Consider the following 16,030-nt stretch of genomic DNA (forward strand, 5'->3'; position numbering starts at 1 on the left):
GGACGTAGAGTGAACATTTATTGGCTTGCAATGGTGGTTATTACAGCCGTGCTCGGAATGGTTTACGAGAAGTCACACCAGGCAGAGCAGAGCTCCCAGACCGTGGAGATATCCCTGATTGCTCATAACGTCCTCGTCTACAGAAATGCCTTGGCCGAGTATGCATACACTCACAAAGCTGCGTCAGGCAGGGTGGCAGACAACCAGTTGGTTCTGCCCACTTGGTACGCTCGTTACCCTGGAGTGGATGGAGTGATCGATGCTGGACGAAGTTACGCCTTCTTCGGATCCCCTCCTCCCGGTCTTGTTTCAGAGATGATCAATTTGACTGATGGATCGCTGGCCATCGGCACGGCGGCGTCTGGCAATCTTGTCACACCGTCATCAGGTAGCGTAGGGGTCGCATTACCGGCAATAGTACCCAACGGCGCAGCCGTGGCTTACCAGTGATGGTTACCACGGGTTAACCTAGCTCACCCCCTTCCAGCTACCTCTTTGTCGTAATCTTCCCAACTGGCAAACCCAATCGGCCGCTTAGGCTCTTCTGGACGAGCGCGTCGTTGGCGAACTAGCAACACATTGATTTGGCTCACATGCTGGATGAGCTTCACTGGAGAACCGTCGGATTTATTGCCGTAAAATCCAATCAAAGATGGATTCCAGTATGTTAAATCAGTGAATGAAAACGTAACTTCTCCACCAAAAGTGACCAGCTGGCCTCCAACCTCGTACTCGTCCTCGAGCTCCCTGTGAAAGGTATTGATCCAATCGAGGAGGCGCCAGTAGAACTCACTAGCGTGATTGTGATCAATCGGGACAGGCGGGAGATAGGGTGCGTTGTATCCAAAGCCGAGATCGAAAGTAGGTGCCATTGGAAGGTCCTTTTTGGTGGTTTAGGACCACTCTAGTCGAACCAAGGTGCGTCTGCGAAATTCTCCATAATGCCGCCCTGCGTCGCCCTTGATGAAGGCCGCTTACCGAAAGGCTCACGCAGCTGAATTTACAAATCAATATTTCACTTTGAATGTGGGTGAATCCTTAGGCCGTTGGCCGCGCCGGTCGTATAGCCCGAGAAACCGTCGTTCCGACATGCATGGCGCCAGGCGCAACATTACATTATCCCAGCGGTGGCCATTTACGAGCCGGACTGGCGATCAGGCAAGGCAATAGCCACGCGTATAGCCCGTGCAGACGGCGAGCTGCTGGGCATTGCTGGGCTGTGGGAGAAGTGGCGCGATCCGTACACCGACCAGACCCTGCACAGCTACACCATGCTGACCGTGAATGCAGATGATCACGACTTCATGAAGGCGTACCACAAGCCTAAGGATGAAAAGCGCATGGTAGTGATTTTGCCCAAGGGCTCGTATGCGGACTGGTTGACTGCACGGCCAGAGCAGACCGCGGCGTTTATGAACCAGTACCCGGCAGATCGGCTGATTGTGGACATGTGATGAGCCTTACCTGGAGCTGGTGACGGACAGGCTGACTTGTCGCGCTGGCTGTCACGGGCAACCTGAATATCGAGGGAACTCCGCTCGCTGAATTGAACCTCTACCGCCAGGCTCGGCATCACTACTGTCTTTCTCTAGACATGGCACAATGACGACCTAACAACCGCCAAGATTGAGCGACGACGTTTGAGCACGGACACTCTCCTACCCAAAATTTCTGAAGTAAAAGGCCAGCCTACGTGGGTTGATAGCAATCTTCCTGACCTGCGTACCTTGGCGCGTGAGCTGCGTACTCATGCTCTTGAGGAAGTCACTGCGGCGTCCAGCCATGAAGACGCCATTGAGGTGACAGCTCAGCATCTGGGGTTCATCGACTCTGCGATTCTGTCCATAACCGTCATCACGCCTATGGGGGATGTAACTATCCTGCGCAGCAGCATCTACCACATCGTCGAAAAACGACTGGATGCCCGTGAGCGCTACGTAAGATTGGCTTTAGACACTCTCACTGGGCCGCTAGAGGTCTGGAAAGTGGCTTTCACGGATGACACTGACCGTCTGGCTTTCATTGGTGCGTATGAGTCTAAGCGGCAAATGCTCGTAAGCGTTGTGTTCATCGAGGGCCAGATGCTCTGGAATTTTATGCACACGGACGCCAAATCGCTCAACAAGCATCGTCATGGCGAGCTGGTGTACAAGCGCTACACGCTTTTTTGAAAGCAAAGAAAAAGGGCTACTTGTGAAAGTAACCCTCAAATTTGAAGCTTGATATTCATATACACACCCTCAAGCAGGGGTGTGGAGGTCTCACCCTACGCCGATGTTCAGCCATCGCCGGGGTTCCTACGCCAGTCATTGCCGCTGAAGGCCACTGGTTTCGCGCTCACTTGCAATCATATACAAGGTGACACGTGTGTCAACCAAATTTGATGAATGGCCGTGATATTCCGGGACTTCCAGTGACCCTTGATGATAGGAATTTCCCTGCACCACCTGCCCTTGATTGGGCCTATGGCAGTACCAGGTAACTGCTAGCCGTTGTTTTGGAGAGTCAAAAACGGGAGCTAAGGCCCCCGTTTCTTCTCTGGTGCGGCTAGTCCTTAGAATTCCTGTATCACGCGATACAAGCGAATAGACCAGTAAGCCGCTTGGAGCGCGCGAATCAGTTCAGACGGCAGAAACCGTTCGAAAACTGCTTTCATAGAGTAAACCTCATGCGTTAAAGGGCTCGCCCAGATCGAGCGAGGGTATCAACGAGGCGGACAGCACAAAGCCTTAAAGTTGACGGCAGTGTCATCCCGCAATACCCTTTAACCGCCAAGTCAAAAGAAGTATTGCGTTTCGTCTTGCCCTGCATGTTACCAATCGCTTTGCAACGAAGGAAGAAGTTCGCTGAGCGCTACGTGTGGATGAGGCCAAAACGCCGTGAGGCCCGCAGTTTGCGGGCCTCGTCGTTTCTGAGTAAAAATTTGCAAAAGGTACATCGTGGGATGATATGCATTAAAAGTATTCCCCACTGTACCCCTCAGAATCATTGAGCCTCACCGTTCGTCGGTGGCCGGGGAGTTCGTTTTCGCAGTTTTTTGGTAAGTGTTGCTAGGGTATCTGTTGTCAACTAATCGTCGAATGCTTTTTTCCGACGAGCGGTCAATGCACTGAGCCATCAAGACAGTAACCGAACCTTTCGCTAGCGCTAGTCTCAGTACTTCACTTTGAAAGTCGGCGAATCCTCTGGACGCTGGCCGCGCCTATCGTATAGCCGCGTGGTACTGATGTTGGCATGGCCCAGCCACATCTGCACCTTGGCGATATCCGCATCATGCTCCAGCGCATTGGTTGCCGCTGTTGCTCGCAAACCATGCACACCCAATCGCTCGACCTCGATGCCTGCCACGCGTGCCCACTGCGCAACAATGGTGTAAAGACCATTCGCAGTGATACCGGCACCGGTGGTGGTACCACGCATCGAGCGAAACAGCGGACCTGGAGCAGTTGCACGTTCAACATCCTGTTCTAGGTAGGCATAGATGCGCTCGGCGGCCACTGGGTGTAGAGGCAGAAAGCGGATTTTGCTCCCCTTCCCATGCACTCGAAGATGCTTTATGCCTCGACGTTCCTGCAGGTCGACGGTCTTTAGTTGCGCCGCTTCCTCCCGACGCAGGCCGTGGTACAGCAAAACGGCCAGAATTGCCCGGTCGCGCAGCCCCTTGAGCGTTTCAGTGTCCGGAGCATCGAGCAGCTGCTTGGCCTGGTGATCACCAAGGGCCGGTGTCTTGCCTTCATTGCTCTCGACACGTGGCCGTTTGACGCCATGCACGGGATTGCCGCCGGCGACTGCGTTGTTCTCCAGGAGGTGATCGAACAAGCTGGCCAGCGCCGCCAGTTTGCGACGGATCGTGGCACCGGCCAGGCCACGCAGCTCCAACTGTGCACGCCAGGCTAAAACGTGAGAGCGGGTCACAGCGCGGAATTCCTCGGAGCTGGCCAGACCGACAAAGCTGCAGAAGTCCTGCAAGTCATTCTGGTACGCACGACGCGTGCGAGGGTTGTCGATATTGGCGAACCACTCCGCCGCCGCTGGCACACTGGCCAACTGCTGGAACTCGACAGCTGTAAGCCGACGTTCACTGGTAATGATCAGATCAGACACCTCAACCTCCATTCGCACCACTGTGAATCGTGCGGCAACGCTCAATGACTGCCATGACGCCAGGATGACGTGGGAAGTCCTGGAACGGCGGCTTTCCGTACCAAGGGAAGGTTCCAATAATACTGTTTGGTAGCGCATCCAGTTCAAGCGAGAGCAGCACCAAGGTCTTGAAGGCGTTAGGTACCTGGTCTTTTTCAAAGTCGGCCCATCGCTTCATCATTTTCACCACGGACTTTCCCGCGCTGTCACGCGGGCTGGACTTGTGATGCACCAAAGCATTGCGCGCGCTTACCAGGCTGTTGAGGCCATTGATGGCGGGACTATTGATCTGAAACGACTGTCCACAAGCCAGGCGGGTCGCAATCATCCATTTGCCCTCAAGGTCCATCTTATCGAGCTTTTTGGCCATTTGGTCACCCAGGCTCATCGCCGCGTATTCAAATGCCGCCGCCTCGATGGCCATTGCGGCAAACACGATGGTCTTAATGCCGGCGGCTCGGCGTCGTTCATATTGTTCCATCATTCCATTGGGATCGTCGAAACCGCTGTAGCCCGCCAGGGCATCCGGATCGATGGCCTCATCCAGAAAACACCCGAATGCTTGCTCGGCGATTTCGGCATAGGTCTCAACCAAGGAGTCAACGCGAGTGATGTAATCGATCTTGGTCAGCTCTGGAATATCCACCGACAGCTCCTCGCCCAAAAGTGGTGATAACCTATTTTATCAGCTCTTTGCTATCAGGTAGGTTTAAGGGTTGCGGCATAGCGATCGAAATGTGACCACGATACTCATCTTTATCTGTCAGCCTATGCAAAGGCGACGCGGATGAAACCTAGCCCATAAAGCTGGGCTTCATGTTATTTCCTGACTGCATGCTTGCAATACCTCATTGATTTTGCTTGCCATGCTGTTTCGCTTAGAACTTCAAGCAAGATCTTCCGAAAAATTTTACACTTTTTAGTGGTGCAAACTCTCCTCAGTTTCCGGCATAAAAAATATGGACATGATCGAAATAGCAACCAACGTCAAAGCTCCACCACACAACTGAAAAGTGCTGATGTTTTCACCCAGAAATACACAGCCCCCGGCAACACCAAATACAGGAACCATACATAGGAAAGCCCCTGCGGATGAAGCACTAATGAATCGGGTTGCATAGAAATAAAGCGCAAAAGCAACTGCATATTGAATTACGCCGGAGACAATAGCTAATATCCACTGCATTGCATCAGTGTGAGGGAGCTTTATCTCGCCAAAAATCCCACTAAACAATAAGGCCCCCAATGCCAACACCATTGCAGCAACCTGCTGGTATGCAACCATCACCAATGGATTTATAGAGCCTGACACTTTACTAGACAAAACTACATAAATAGCAGCGGAAAGCGTTCCGCCAAACACTAATAACTGACCCAATGGCTCCATGCTACCAACAGAAAACCCACCGTCGCCTAGAACTATTACCAAACCAAACAAAGCCGTACTTGACAGCAAGAGAAATTGTATAGAAAGACGCTCCTTGAATAAAAACGCACAAAGAAAAGCAATCATCAAGGCTTCAGTGGCTTGTATCAAGCTCGCGGTTCCTGCCGCGATCCACGTCAGCCCAATTAAGCCGAGAAAGTAGGCAATACCTGGCTCCAAAAATCCTAGATATGCAACCTTCCGTATGTCAGCGCTCGAATTTTTATCAATACGAAGAACAATTATTATCCCCCATAAAAATACAAGACTACTGACAAGTTGAACATTAAGTAGAAGCACTGGCGAAAACCCTTCCAAGGCACCTTTAGACATTACTGTCGAACTACCCCAGCATAAGGCAGCTAATAATGCCGCCCCCACCCCTTTCAAGCGTCTTGTTCTGAACGTATCCAATTTCGCCCCACCTCTTCTTCAATATATAAAATCTTTACTGTTAACGGCACGCAAAGGCTTCCAAGGATTGTGATAGATCGCCTCTTCATTTATTTTTTCGGGTGCAAACCACTCATCCATTGAATCGCCATTCACCTCATCATGGGATATGTAATCCATAGATAGCCATTTCCATACTTCCGCTTTCTGCGCATCACTTTCCTCAGGACCAGCTACTGTGACGTTATGCGGAATAAGAACATCCGTATGATACATGGCGCTATAGCTAGATCCACTATAGTCTTCTGGAATGTGGTGGGGGCATTTACGTAATGATAAGGTTGAAGCTCGAACCTCATTTGGCCTGAGCGAATTGTGCCATGTGGAACTACCGCCACCCCAACTCTGCCCTCCATTTCCAACAGAATGCATTGCAGTCTCGTAGACAAAACGAACAGCCTCGTTTATTCCTGGCTGATGGCCATTCATAACAAGAGCGCTAGCCAAATGACCAGGTGAGTTAACTGAAATCAAAACACCACCCGGAATTCGCCGATCGTGATTCAGCGTCTGATGGGCACCACCATAAAAAACGTTTACACCTGCCTTAAAGAGATTGATGTCGTCACCGATTCGTAACGGGATTGCCTCTGTATATATAACATCGGAAGCTACGGGCGAGTGCTCCAAGAGATACAAATTACTGACCTTTTGACAAACCTCTAAAATTTGGGGCCCGGGTTTCGCGCGTGCTAAGGCAGTGTGCTTAAAAAATATTAGTAGGGCACTAGCTCCTCCATCAAGAGCACGCTTCTTCCACCCCCTTCTGGCATCTTGGATTGTATTAATAAGGTGTATATCTCCGCACTCAATATCATGCTCATCGATAGTAACAAAGTCATATGACACCCCATTAGCTGATCGCGATCCAATTCGCCCGAATAGGCAAGGCTGAAACCTCGCAGCCCATTTTCGGAAAGCCTTTTCTATAAGATCATGATTTTGTACGGACAAGATCTCTTCATTGGCTATATCGATATCGGGGCCAATGGATTTCCCATTTGGATAAAGTTCTAGCCGATTCACGATATCGCTGAGCGATGGGCCTTGAAAACCAACAACCATCTTATATACCCCTTGTCAATTCCATTGCACCAGACTGCTCTACCGGAGTATTAACCAGGTAGTCTGAAAATCGATGATCAGTGCCTTCAGAACAAGGAAGCCAATTAACAAACTTACTTACGATAGGCTCCCAAAAATATTTAGTGTGCTCATACAGAAACTCCCAATCCAATTCGTCGGACTCAACAATTCCTCTGTCGGGATTTTCAGCCGCCCACTTCATGGCCGCAAGAATGCTCGATACAACTTGAAGACTGGTAGCGTTGTTATGCTCAGCAATTTTTCTGGTCCTTCCAATAGAAAGATTTGAACCCAGCCAATATCCTCCGTGAATGCCGCTTATAATAAAAACGCCGAGCTCATCCAGTCCGGCAACAACATCCTCTTTTATGACCCGTTTTGACTGAACAAGATTTTCGTCGCCGTTTTCGAGCAACTGCAATGAACTAACTCCGGCATCGCATGGGTGATAAGCATAGTAACAAGTTGGTCTGTATAGCAGACCGGAATGATCCTTAACCGTAAGATAATCTGCTATAGATAGAGACTCGTTGTGCGTGAGGAGGAACCCTTCAAAATCCAAAGCATTAGGGCTCCAAGACTTAACCCTAACTTCACGACCCGTCTCACTTAATTCAATTCCGCACCTTGATCCATATGACTGTGCCACAGCGCCATCGGGCATTATAGGCTCATGGGAACCCCACCCTAACTCACTCGGCTGAAGAGCTTCCGTGATAAAACCGTCGACTGACCAAGTGCAATTGAACTCACCTTTCTGTCTTGGAATATAGCTGACCTGGGTATCACGTTCTGAAATTTGTATAACCTTAACGTCTAGTTCTCTAGCCAATGCCCCCCACTCTTGCTGACACTTGGGGCTAGTAATCATCCCTTTTTCTCCTGCCATATCGAGGAGTGCTTTTTTTACAAGCACAGACACGAAGCCGGGATTTGCACCATGTGCCACGATAGCGGTAGGAAGGGCAAGATGCTTCTGCTTACTCCGGCGGGCCAACACCTGTTCCCGAAGAGCATAATTACTCGTATCTATTTTCCCATGAGACTTTTTATACTCCCAAGGCTCGATACAACTATCCAGGTAAAACGTCTTTTTACTTTGTGCCACCGCGATCAAATCCAATGTTGACACTGAAACAGCAAGATTCAGTAAAAAAGCCTTCTCTATCAAAACAGGACTGAGAACACTAATATAGTTTTCAGCTGAGATTGCCTTCTTGATAAAGTCCGCATTGTAATCACTGGCAATACTTTTTCGACCATCACTATCAGCTTTGTCGAATATGATTATAGGGCAAGTGAAGCAGCCCCTGAGTAGGGGAAGAAGGCCTTGTCCTACGTTACCGAACCCTACAATCACTATTTGTGTGATGGACTGCATGCTTCCGTACTCCTGTGCTTAGATCTATGTGGTATGGTGGCTGCGCCAAATGAAATATGCATGATGCATGCATACAAAGCTAACAGAGGTCACATGACAGTTCAACCTATCGCGTTTGACACCGTGCTCGGGATGCTAGGTAATCGATTCGGAGCCCTTGCCCTAACGGTCACCGACCTGATCGATGACTCATTCCGAGATGAGCTCCCGGTCCAGGGTTCAGATGCACATGCACTCATTTTGCTTGCCCAGAAGCAGGCTCTGAAGATCGATACACTGGCAAGACAGCTGAAGCTTGCACATTCATCGACCGTCAGATTGGTTGATAGGCTCGAAAGGAGCGGGTACGTGCTCCGCCAGTCTGGAAGGGACAAACGCGCTGTGCTGCTCAGCCTCTCAGATAGCGGGCATGAGATTGTTAGTAGAACTCTTAAAGCTCGCCAGGCTGCTGTTGAAAGAGTATTAAGCTCGTTGAAACCAGACGAAGCTTACGTGCTTCTAGATTTAGTAAATCGACTTCTTGAGGGTGTTTCAACGGATTTAGGACGATGCGAACACATTTGTAGGCAGTGTGATGAAAACGCTTGCGACCTTGATGTTTGCCCTGTTGAACGACGTTATTTGACCATGCCAGGCGCCATGACTGGCCCTGAAATCTAGTATCGAGGATGGGCGAGCTATTTTCGAACTTGACACCAGAATTTGCACACTGCGATCGCCCGCTGCACGAGGCTAGGGGGATAGTAATACCTTATGCTGCTGTCAGCGTTGCATACGCTTACTAACAATCCTCCGCTCCAGCAGCATTGTGATGGAGCTCTGCATCTTGCTTCATGTCAGAGGTAAGTGAAAAAGAAGCTATTCGATATGCCTGAGACCATTTCAAAGTATAGTAATTTGGCTACAATGTGATGATCCGAGGAGATTGTCTACAAATATAGCAAATAGGGGAACAGACCGACATGAATGAGGTAATACTTAAAGGTGGTTGCCTATGTGGAGCCGTCCGGTACACGTTCTCAGGAACACCTCTATCAAGCTCGCTTTGCTTCTGCCGTAGCTGTAGACTCGCTAGCGGTTCTGCGTCGGTCGCCTGGTTCACAGGAAACGATATACAGCTGGAGATCCGCGGCACAGCACCCCAGATCTTCAAATCATCTGCTGTCGCAGAAAGGGCATTCTGTCCAGTCTGCGGGACGCCATTGCTTTATAAACCTAAGGAACGGCCTGGCACTGTTGAGATAACAACTGCCACTCTCGACAATCCCGAACTGATTCGCCCCACAGAAGAGCTTTGGCTGTCTCATAAGATATCTTGGGCCGTGTCCGACCCAGACTTGAAACACTCCTTAAAAGACGGCCATGGATGATACCCGACGACGCTCTTTTCCTTCGGTTCATTTACGTCAGTCGAACCTCTGTCTCCCGAGTCGTCGGCTAAATTCATTGCAATCAAACGCTAGGGCTAGTCATAAAGGAGCGTAGCGAGCTTTCCTACACTGCCCCTACATGAGCATTTCTATTGATCTACTCATTTGCTGACAAAATGCCTGTGCTTGTCAAACGCGGCTGATAGCCTGTCAGTTGTGACCTTACGAATCTGTGTCAATCGGTACTCAATCCGTTTAGGGTTTCAGAGGGTGCGATCTTCAAATCCCTGTCAACCTGCTTCCTTTGAGCTAAAAGCCCTCATCGGAGACCTTATGCGTTTGTATCTGTGCGAGAAACCCAGCCAGGGTAAAGACATCGCCGCCGTACTCGGGGCCAAGACACGAGGTGACGGCTGCATCAAAGGCAATGGTGTGGCCGTGACATGGGGAATTGGACATTTGCTGGAAACCGCTCCTCCCGATGCTTATGGCGAGCACCTGAAGAACTGGAGCTTGGACACACTCCCAATCCTGCCAGCGCAATGGAAAGTGATCGTTAAGCCGAAAACATCCAGTCAGTTCAAGGTCGTCAAGCAACTGCTCAAGGAGGCCACTGAGCTCGTCATAGCAACCGATGCTGACCGCGAAGGTGAGCTGATCGCACGCGAGCTGATCGATTATTGTGGGTATCGTGGACCGATCCAGAGGCTTTGGCTTTCGGCACTGAATGAAGCCTCCATTCGGCAAGCGCTCAACAGCGTCAAACAGGGATCAGAAACCTATCCGCTATACCTTTCGGCACTCGCACGCTCCAGGGCAGACTGGCTGATCGGCATGAACTTCTCTCGTTTGTTCACCCTGTTGGGAAGACAGGCCGGGTACACAGGCGTGCTGTCTGTTGGACGTGTGCAAACCCCTACCCTTCGGCTGGTGGTTGACCGGGACCGGGAAATTTCGGACTTTCAGCCTAAACCGTTCTGGAGTCTAGAGGTTCAGCTCTGGACTGCCGGCCACTCGTTTCTGGCGAAGTGGGTCGCCGATGAGTCGGTAGTCGATGAAGAAGGGCGTTGCCTTGATCAGCGTGCTGCTGCTGCCGCGCTTGCTGCGCTGAAAAATAGCCAAGTTGCCACAGCTACTTCGATTGATACCAAGCGTGAGAAGGATGTCGCACCACTCCCTTTCGATTTGAGCACCCTACAGGAAGTGTGTTCAGCCAAATTCGGGATGGGGGTACAAGAGACTCTTGACGTTGCCCAGTCACTCTATGAAACCCACAAGGCGACTACTTATCCTAGAACTGATTGCGGTTACCTCCCAGAGAGCATGCTGGATGAGGTCCCTATAGTCCTTGATGCTTTGAACCGAACTGATCCCGCTATTGGTAAGACACTGCAGCTCATCGACCCGGAGCAGCGTTCCCGTGCATGGAATGACAAAAAAATCACTGGTCCCCACCACGGAATAATCCCTACGCTTGAACCAGCAAACCTTGCAGCAATGTCCGAAAAAGAACGCAAAGTCTATGAGTTGATTCGCGCGCACTTCCTTGCACAGTTCCTGCCTACCCATGAGTACGACCGGACCGTGGCCACGTTTGAATGCAACGCAGTTTCCCTGCATGCAGTGGGCAAGCGAATAGTGGTCTCGGGGTGGAAAATCCTCTTCTCGACACCGGCCGGGGATGATACCGACGTTGAGGGTGATGGAAGCGGGGGACGCTCTCAGACCTTGCCAGTTCTACAAATTGGCACACAGTGCGACATTCAAGACCTGCAGCTTAAAGCGCTTAAAACCGAGCCGCCCAAGCACTACACAGAGGGCACCTTGATCAAAGCAATGAAGACCATTGCCAAGCTCGTCAAGGATCCGCGGCTGGCTCAAAAGCTGAAAGAAACCACGGGCATTGGAACGGAGGCAACTCGGGCCGCTACCATTCAGGGTTTGATTGATCGAGGCTCGCTCATCAAGAAAGGTAAAGCATTACGGGCGACTGAGGCAGCGTTTTCGCTCATTGACGCTGTCCCGCCTGCCGTGGCCGACCCTGGTACCACTGCGATCTGGGAGCAAGCGCTCACCATGATCGAGCTAGGTACCCTTACGCTCGATGACTTCATCGCCAGGCAATCAAGCTGGATCAGTAGGCTGGTGGACCAGTACAAGGGCACTACCCTGTCGATCAAAGTGCCCGAAGGTCCCAAGTGTCCGCTGTGTAATGCGAAAACTTCGCAACGTAAAGGAGCCTCAGGGGTTTTCTGGGCGTGCTCCCGTTACCCCGAATGCAAAGGTACGGTGAACATTGGTACAAGCAAGAAAAAAACGCCGGGCAAGTCAGCCAAGCCGCGAGCCGCCACTGCCAGAAGCAGCTGAAAGGCTGGTTATAGCGGGGTTACAAATGATGTGCCACAATGGCGCTATTACCAGTTCCACCCCGCTGGTCACTGACGGTCATCAGTGACACCCAGGAGAAGTCGGCCTTGCCTTCATTCTCCTACCCCAAAGTACGCAAAGCATCGGGAGGGGCGTACAGATCTTGTTGTGAATTCTCCCTGTGTCTCCCTGTTCAGTAGCAGACACGCAGCCGTCTAACTCGTGAAAGCGGGTTCATAGGCACACAGAGTTCACAGAAGCTTCGATGCATAGTCGTCTAAGGGCCGCACTGGTGTTGCGGTCCACTTTTTTTTAAAACTCTCCCGACTCTCTCGGAAGGTAACCTGGTCATCTCGCAAAGCTGGATGACCAGGTTACCTTCCTAGGTAGCCACTTTTCGCTACCGGTGCCCACCGGTGAAAAAACGGGCTCCCTTTGTGCGCGAATGCGTGCCTTTTGATAACTGGCCCCAGCCACGACAATGGGCCGGGTGATGTCGATGTAGCAATGCGTGAGATCAATGCCCAGGGATCCTCGCTGAGCTAGCGCTCACAGGTGGCAAACTTTACACGTTGTAGCAAAGTACACATCGGCTGAGAGCTATCGTCATGAAATTAGATAGCTCTCAGCACGATTCCCACTGAGCCAGCTTTCGAAAATCATGGCTTCTCCAGCCAGATGAAACGCCTGTTCGCGTGAAATTCCTCCAACGTATTATTGATTTGTATGAATAAAGCAAGCTCTAAGTACGCCTCGCTTTTGCGGGGCTAAGTCAGTAAGGAACGCTGTATTTTGCGTTCGTCAATGTAAGGAATGAACATGAGTATATGGAAGGGAGTGCTTGACTGGATGATCACTAAATTTGCATCAAAGCAGTCTCCAGTAAGACCAGAAACGGTTGAAAACCAAGCGGCTCAGGCAGCCTTAGAACTCGCTGCAATTCTCAGGGTGGGGGGAGCCTTGGAGCATGACGAAATCCCCATGATCACACGTCGACTGCAGTCCGTGGTTGATGCAACAAATGCGGTGGTGGCTGCCTGCGAACCTATTCAAGCGGAAGGAAGATACTGTCGTAGAGAGCTCTGAAACAAGCATCTCATGCTGATCGTGGTCAAACCCGACAGCTCGTGCTTGACAAGCGTTCACAGAATTCACATTCTCAAGACATGTACCGCTGACGTTGTCAGCAACATGCCCGGGTAGTCAGGATCTCAAGACTACGATGCGCTCCACGCATTGATCCATCCCCAAGTTCGCAAAGCTTCCGGAGGCGCGAACGATCGGTGTTGATTGCCGATGGATGCATATTCTACCTTGCACTAAATGCTCTGCTCTACTCGGCTTGGCCGGAACATGTGACCTATTTTTCATACCCTCGGGGAAGCCTTTCCCTTAGGGAGGAGTGTCTCCGTTTTCTGCTGTTTAAACGGAGATAAACCATGTCAAATTATGCGGCTATATACTCATCGTCTCAAAATTCTGAAATCACCAAACGCGTTGACGTACTTTACGGCGAAGCATGCCGTGAATATCCGACATACGAAACTCTGGTCTTTGAGCATTTTTGCTCTCAGATGATTGAGACTTTCGGCGATGACGAACTTGCGCCAGAAGCGGCAGATGCATTTAGCTATGCACGCTCGGACTATGATTATCGTTCCCCTTCAGAAATCATGGCGGCAAGGGAAGTTAATCGGAGCCATGGAATCTGCAGCCACGGCCTTACTGAAGACACCTGCCCATGCGGTTGTTTTGAGTTCACAGGGCAAGAGGTTTACGAGGACTATGGCCCTGATGAATGTGAACCAATGGATGCTGATTGCTTTGTAACAACTGATCCTGCCCTCGAAATGAGTGATGAGGAATGGGAGCTTATGAACGAACAATGGCGTCAGCAAGAAATTTTAGAGGCTAGCAGACCAATACGCACTTTCCTAAAGACTTTGTGTATCAAGGCCTTGAACTTATCAACGATCCGTCAAAGGTAGTCAGGATCTCATGACTACGATGCGTTCTACGCATTGATCCAACCTAAAGTTCGCAAAGCTTCCGGAGGCGCGAACGATCGGTGATTTATATGCCGATGGATGCACATTAAACGCGTCACTCACCCAGCGGGGAATCACTCCCCTACAGGGCGGTGTTCTCCGCGATATTCCCTGGAGAAACATCATGAGTACAGCAAGCTTTCGTTTTGGCGTCATGGTCGGCACTGCATTGCGTGAATGCATACGTGCGGTCAACCAAAAGCCAAAACCTGCAACAGTCCATGTGGTAACAGCGCAGTGCAGGATAATGCCTGAACCTGCGATGACCCACGACGAGTGCGAAAACTACTGCAGCGTGCCCGCCATAGTGCGTCGCAAAGGGATCAATCTTCGTGATTGGTATGAGGCTAATACGCAAGAGGCTCAAACCAAACCGGTGAGGAAAGCCCGTAAATCTCGCGCATCTCAGGTGCCTGAGACGTCCAAAAAGCAGAATGCTGACCCAGCAGTTAAGGCCCCTGTCATGGGTTCGTTGGACCAGCTCATTGCTTGATTATCCCCGCCCCCGAGAAGCCCCTCATTCGTTGAGGGGCTTTTTTTCATTAAGAGGGTTGACAAGCGAATCGCCCTTAAAGGATTCTAAACCCATGTACCGCTGACGTTGTCAGCAACATGCCCGAGGTAGTCAGGATTTCACGACTACGATGCGTTCAACGCATTAATCCAACCCCCAGTTCGCAAAGCATTCGGAAGCGCGAACAGTCGATCAGATGTCTGATTGATGAATGCACATTGATTCACACACCCCACCGGGACCTTTCCCGTCGGGTTGGTCTCGTGCTCAGCAGGAGACCTTCATGAAAAGCAGTCTTGCGCTTTACCAAGCATTGATTTCAATCGATGTAACGGAAGATCGCGCCGCTGCAGTCGTCGATGCTCTGGAGTCGGATATGCAAACGCAACTCGCGACCAAAGCCGACATCGATAAGCTCGAGTCCCGACTCGAACTGAAACTCACCATTCGTATGGCTGTCATGCTGACTGCTGCCGTAGGCATTATGCTTACAGCATTCAGATTCATGCATTGATTGTCATAAAATTCGCTCTACCACCCATGCGGGAATACCTTTCCCCTTGGGCGAAGTGTATCTCCGCTTTGAACACTCAAAACTGGAGATACATCATGAGCAATTCTACTAACGAATCCAAATACTTCGACCTGCACACTACTGGCATTGGTTATCTCAACCGCATTCGTGAAGTGAAGCCTCGCAAGGGTAATCCTTTCATGGCTGTCACCGTTGCCGCCCTCAAAGGCAGCACAGAATCGGTTGAATACACATACATCGATTGCAACGTGGTTGGTGCTGAAGCTGATAAGCTGATTCGCCGTTGCCAAGAAGCAGTTGATGCAGACAAGAAAGTTCTTGTGAACTTTCGTATCGGTGATATCTGGGCTGATGTTTTCACTTACAGCAGTGGTCCAAAGCAAGGTCAAACAAGTGCCAGCCTCAAAGGTCGTCTCTTGTACATTGCCTGGATCAAAGTTGACGGTGAATACGTTTATCAGGCACCTCTAAAAGAAGAAGCACCTGCCTCTTCTGAAAGCCAAGCGCTGATCACACCTGCTGAAATTCAATCTGAAGCACCCGCTCCAGCTGAATCAACAGCGAAAGTTACTCCTGCGGCTGTTACTCCCTCTGCAAAAACACCAGCCAAACCGGCTCGTGCAGCACGAGGACAAAGACAAGCTGCTTGATAGCAATTTTACAAACTCAAGGCGCCCTTTAGGCGCCTTTTCTTTTCTCCACTGCGT

General features: G+C 50.6%; 16 protein-coding genes and 1 pseudogene. 11 read left to right on the forward strand and 6 right to left on the reverse strand.

Features of this window, described 5'->3' with window-relative positions:
* Positions 1-9 precede the first annotated feature (9 nt).
* Positions 10-450: a type IV pilus biogenesis protein PilM gene (pilM, locus tag RYC17_RS14110; RefSeq protein ID WP_316903471.1), complete on the forward strand. Its 441-nt coding sequence runs from the start codon at positions 10-12 to the stop codon at positions 448-450.
* A 23-nt stretch (positions 451-473) separates the two neighbouring features.
* Here the strand turns inward: pilM and RYC17_RS14115 are convergent, their stop codons facing one another.
* The gene (locus tag RYC17_RS14115) at positions 474-872 is read right to left on the reverse strand and encodes a DUF6173 family protein (protein WP_316903474.1); all 399 of its coding nucleotides are present in this window, start codon (positions 870-872) and stop codon (positions 474-476) included.
* Between the two features lie 198 nt (positions 873-1,070).
* Here RYC17_RS14115 and RYC17_RS14120 point away from each other — a divergent pair.
* Both RYC17_RS14120 and RYC17_RS14125 read left to right on the forward strand, forming a co-directional pair.
* Positions 1,071-1,454 (forward strand): annotated as a pseudogene (locus RYC17_RS14120) (SOS response-associated peptidase family protein); the annotation flags it as partial.
* 186 nt (positions 1,455-1,640) lie between these two features.
* Complete coding sequence (locus tag RYC17_RS14125; RefSeq protein ID WP_316903476.1) at positions 1,641-2,171, forward strand: PBECR2 nuclease fold domain-containing protein; 531 nt, start codon at positions 1,641-1,643, stop codon at positions 2,169-2,171.
* A 982-nt stretch (positions 2,172-3,153) separates the two neighbouring features.
* On the opposite strand, the gene RYC17_RS14130 is transcribed toward RYC17_RS14125, so the two are convergent.
* From RYC17_RS14130 to RYC17_RS14150, 5 genes are all read right to left on the reverse strand, one after another.
* Positions 3,154-4,104, reverse strand: a complete 951-nt coding sequence (locus RYC17_RS14130) for a tyrosine-type recombinase/integrase (protein WP_316903478.1) — start codon at positions 4,102-4,104, stop codon at positions 3,154-3,156.
* A gap of 1 nt (position 4,105) precedes the next feature.
* Positions 4,106-4,789, reverse strand: a complete 684-nt coding sequence (locus tag RYC17_RS14135) for a hypothetical protein (RefSeq protein ID WP_316903479.1) — start codon at positions 4,787-4,789, stop codon at positions 4,106-4,108.
* 273 nt (positions 4,790-5,062) lie between these two features.
* The gene (locus tag RYC17_RS14140; protein WP_316903480.1) at positions 5,063-5,983 is read right to left on the reverse strand and encodes a DMT family transporter; all 921 of its coding nucleotides are present in this window, start codon (positions 5,981-5,983) and stop codon (positions 5,063-5,065) included.
* A gap of 18 nt (positions 5,984-6,001) precedes the next feature.
* Positions 6,002-7,087, reverse strand: a complete 1,086-nt coding sequence (locus RYC17_RS14145; protein ID WP_316903482.1) for a hypothetical protein — start codon at positions 7,085-7,087, stop codon at positions 6,002-6,004.
* Position 7,088: 1 nt separating this feature from the next.
* Entirely contained in the window at positions 7,089-8,489 is a 1,401-nt protein-coding gene (locus tag RYC17_RS14150) for a saccharopine dehydrogenase NADP-binding domain-containing protein (protein ID WP_316903484.1), read from the reverse strand.
* Between the two features lie 132 nt (positions 8,490-8,621).
* Between RYC17_RS14150 and RYC17_RS26945 the strand changes: the two genes are divergently transcribed.
* From RYC17_RS26945 to RYC17_RS14180, 8 genes are all read left to right on the forward strand, one after another.
* Positions 8,622-9,149: a MarR family winged helix-turn-helix transcriptional regulator gene (locus RYC17_RS26945; RefSeq protein ID WP_410478459.1), complete on the forward strand. Its 528-nt coding sequence runs from the start codon at positions 8,622-8,624 to the stop codon at positions 9,147-9,149.
* A 302-nt stretch (positions 9,150-9,451) separates the two neighbouring features.
* Positions 9,452-9,859, forward strand: coding sequence for a GFA family protein (locus RYC17_RS26950; RefSeq protein ID WP_410478456.1), 408 nt, complete (start codon positions 9,452-9,454; stop codon positions 9,857-9,859).
* 333 nt (positions 9,860-10,192) lie between these two features.
* Positions 10,193-12,226 (forward strand): DNA topoisomerase III, encoded by a 2,034-nt coding sequence (locus tag RYC17_RS14155; RefSeq protein WP_316903486.1) that lies wholly within the window; start codon positions 10,193-10,195, stop codon positions 12,224-12,226.
* Between the two features lie 819 nt (positions 12,227-13,045).
* Positions 13,046-13,312, forward strand: coding sequence for a hypothetical protein (locus tag RYC17_RS14160; RefSeq protein WP_316903488.1), 267 nt, complete (start codon positions 13,046-13,048; stop codon positions 13,310-13,312).
* 353 nt (positions 13,313-13,665) lie between these two features.
* Positions 13,666-14,214: a regulator gene (locus RYC17_RS14165; RefSeq protein WP_212785016.1), complete on the forward strand. Its 549-nt coding sequence runs from the start codon at positions 13,666-13,668 to the stop codon at positions 14,212-14,214.
* 184 nt (positions 14,215-14,398) lie between these two features.
* Positions 14,399-14,767 carry a hypothetical protein gene (locus tag RYC17_RS14170; RefSeq protein ID WP_212785018.1) on the forward strand — a complete coding sequence of 123 codons (369 nt, stop codon included), beginning with the start codon at positions 14,399-14,401 and terminating at the stop codon, positions 14,765-14,767.
* A 304-nt stretch (positions 14,768-15,071) separates the two neighbouring features.
* The gene (locus tag RYC17_RS14175; RefSeq protein ID WP_005730111.1) at positions 15,072-15,302 is read left to right on the forward strand and encodes a hypothetical protein; all 231 of its coding nucleotides are present in this window, start codon (positions 15,072-15,074) and stop codon (positions 15,300-15,302) included.
* Between the two features lie 95 nt (positions 15,303-15,397).
* The gene (locus tag RYC17_RS14180) at positions 15,398-15,973 is read left to right on the forward strand and encodes an STY4534 family ICE replication protein (RefSeq protein WP_212785020.1); all 576 of its coding nucleotides are present in this window, start codon (positions 15,398-15,400) and stop codon (positions 15,971-15,973) included.
* Positions 15,974-16,030 lie beyond the last annotated feature (57 nt).

Source organism: Pseudomonas syringae group sp. J248-6, assembly GCF_032586995.1.
Classification (GTDB): Bacteria; Pseudomonadota; Gammaproteobacteria; order Pseudomonadales; family Pseudomonadaceae; genus Aquipseudomonas; species Aquipseudomonas amygdali.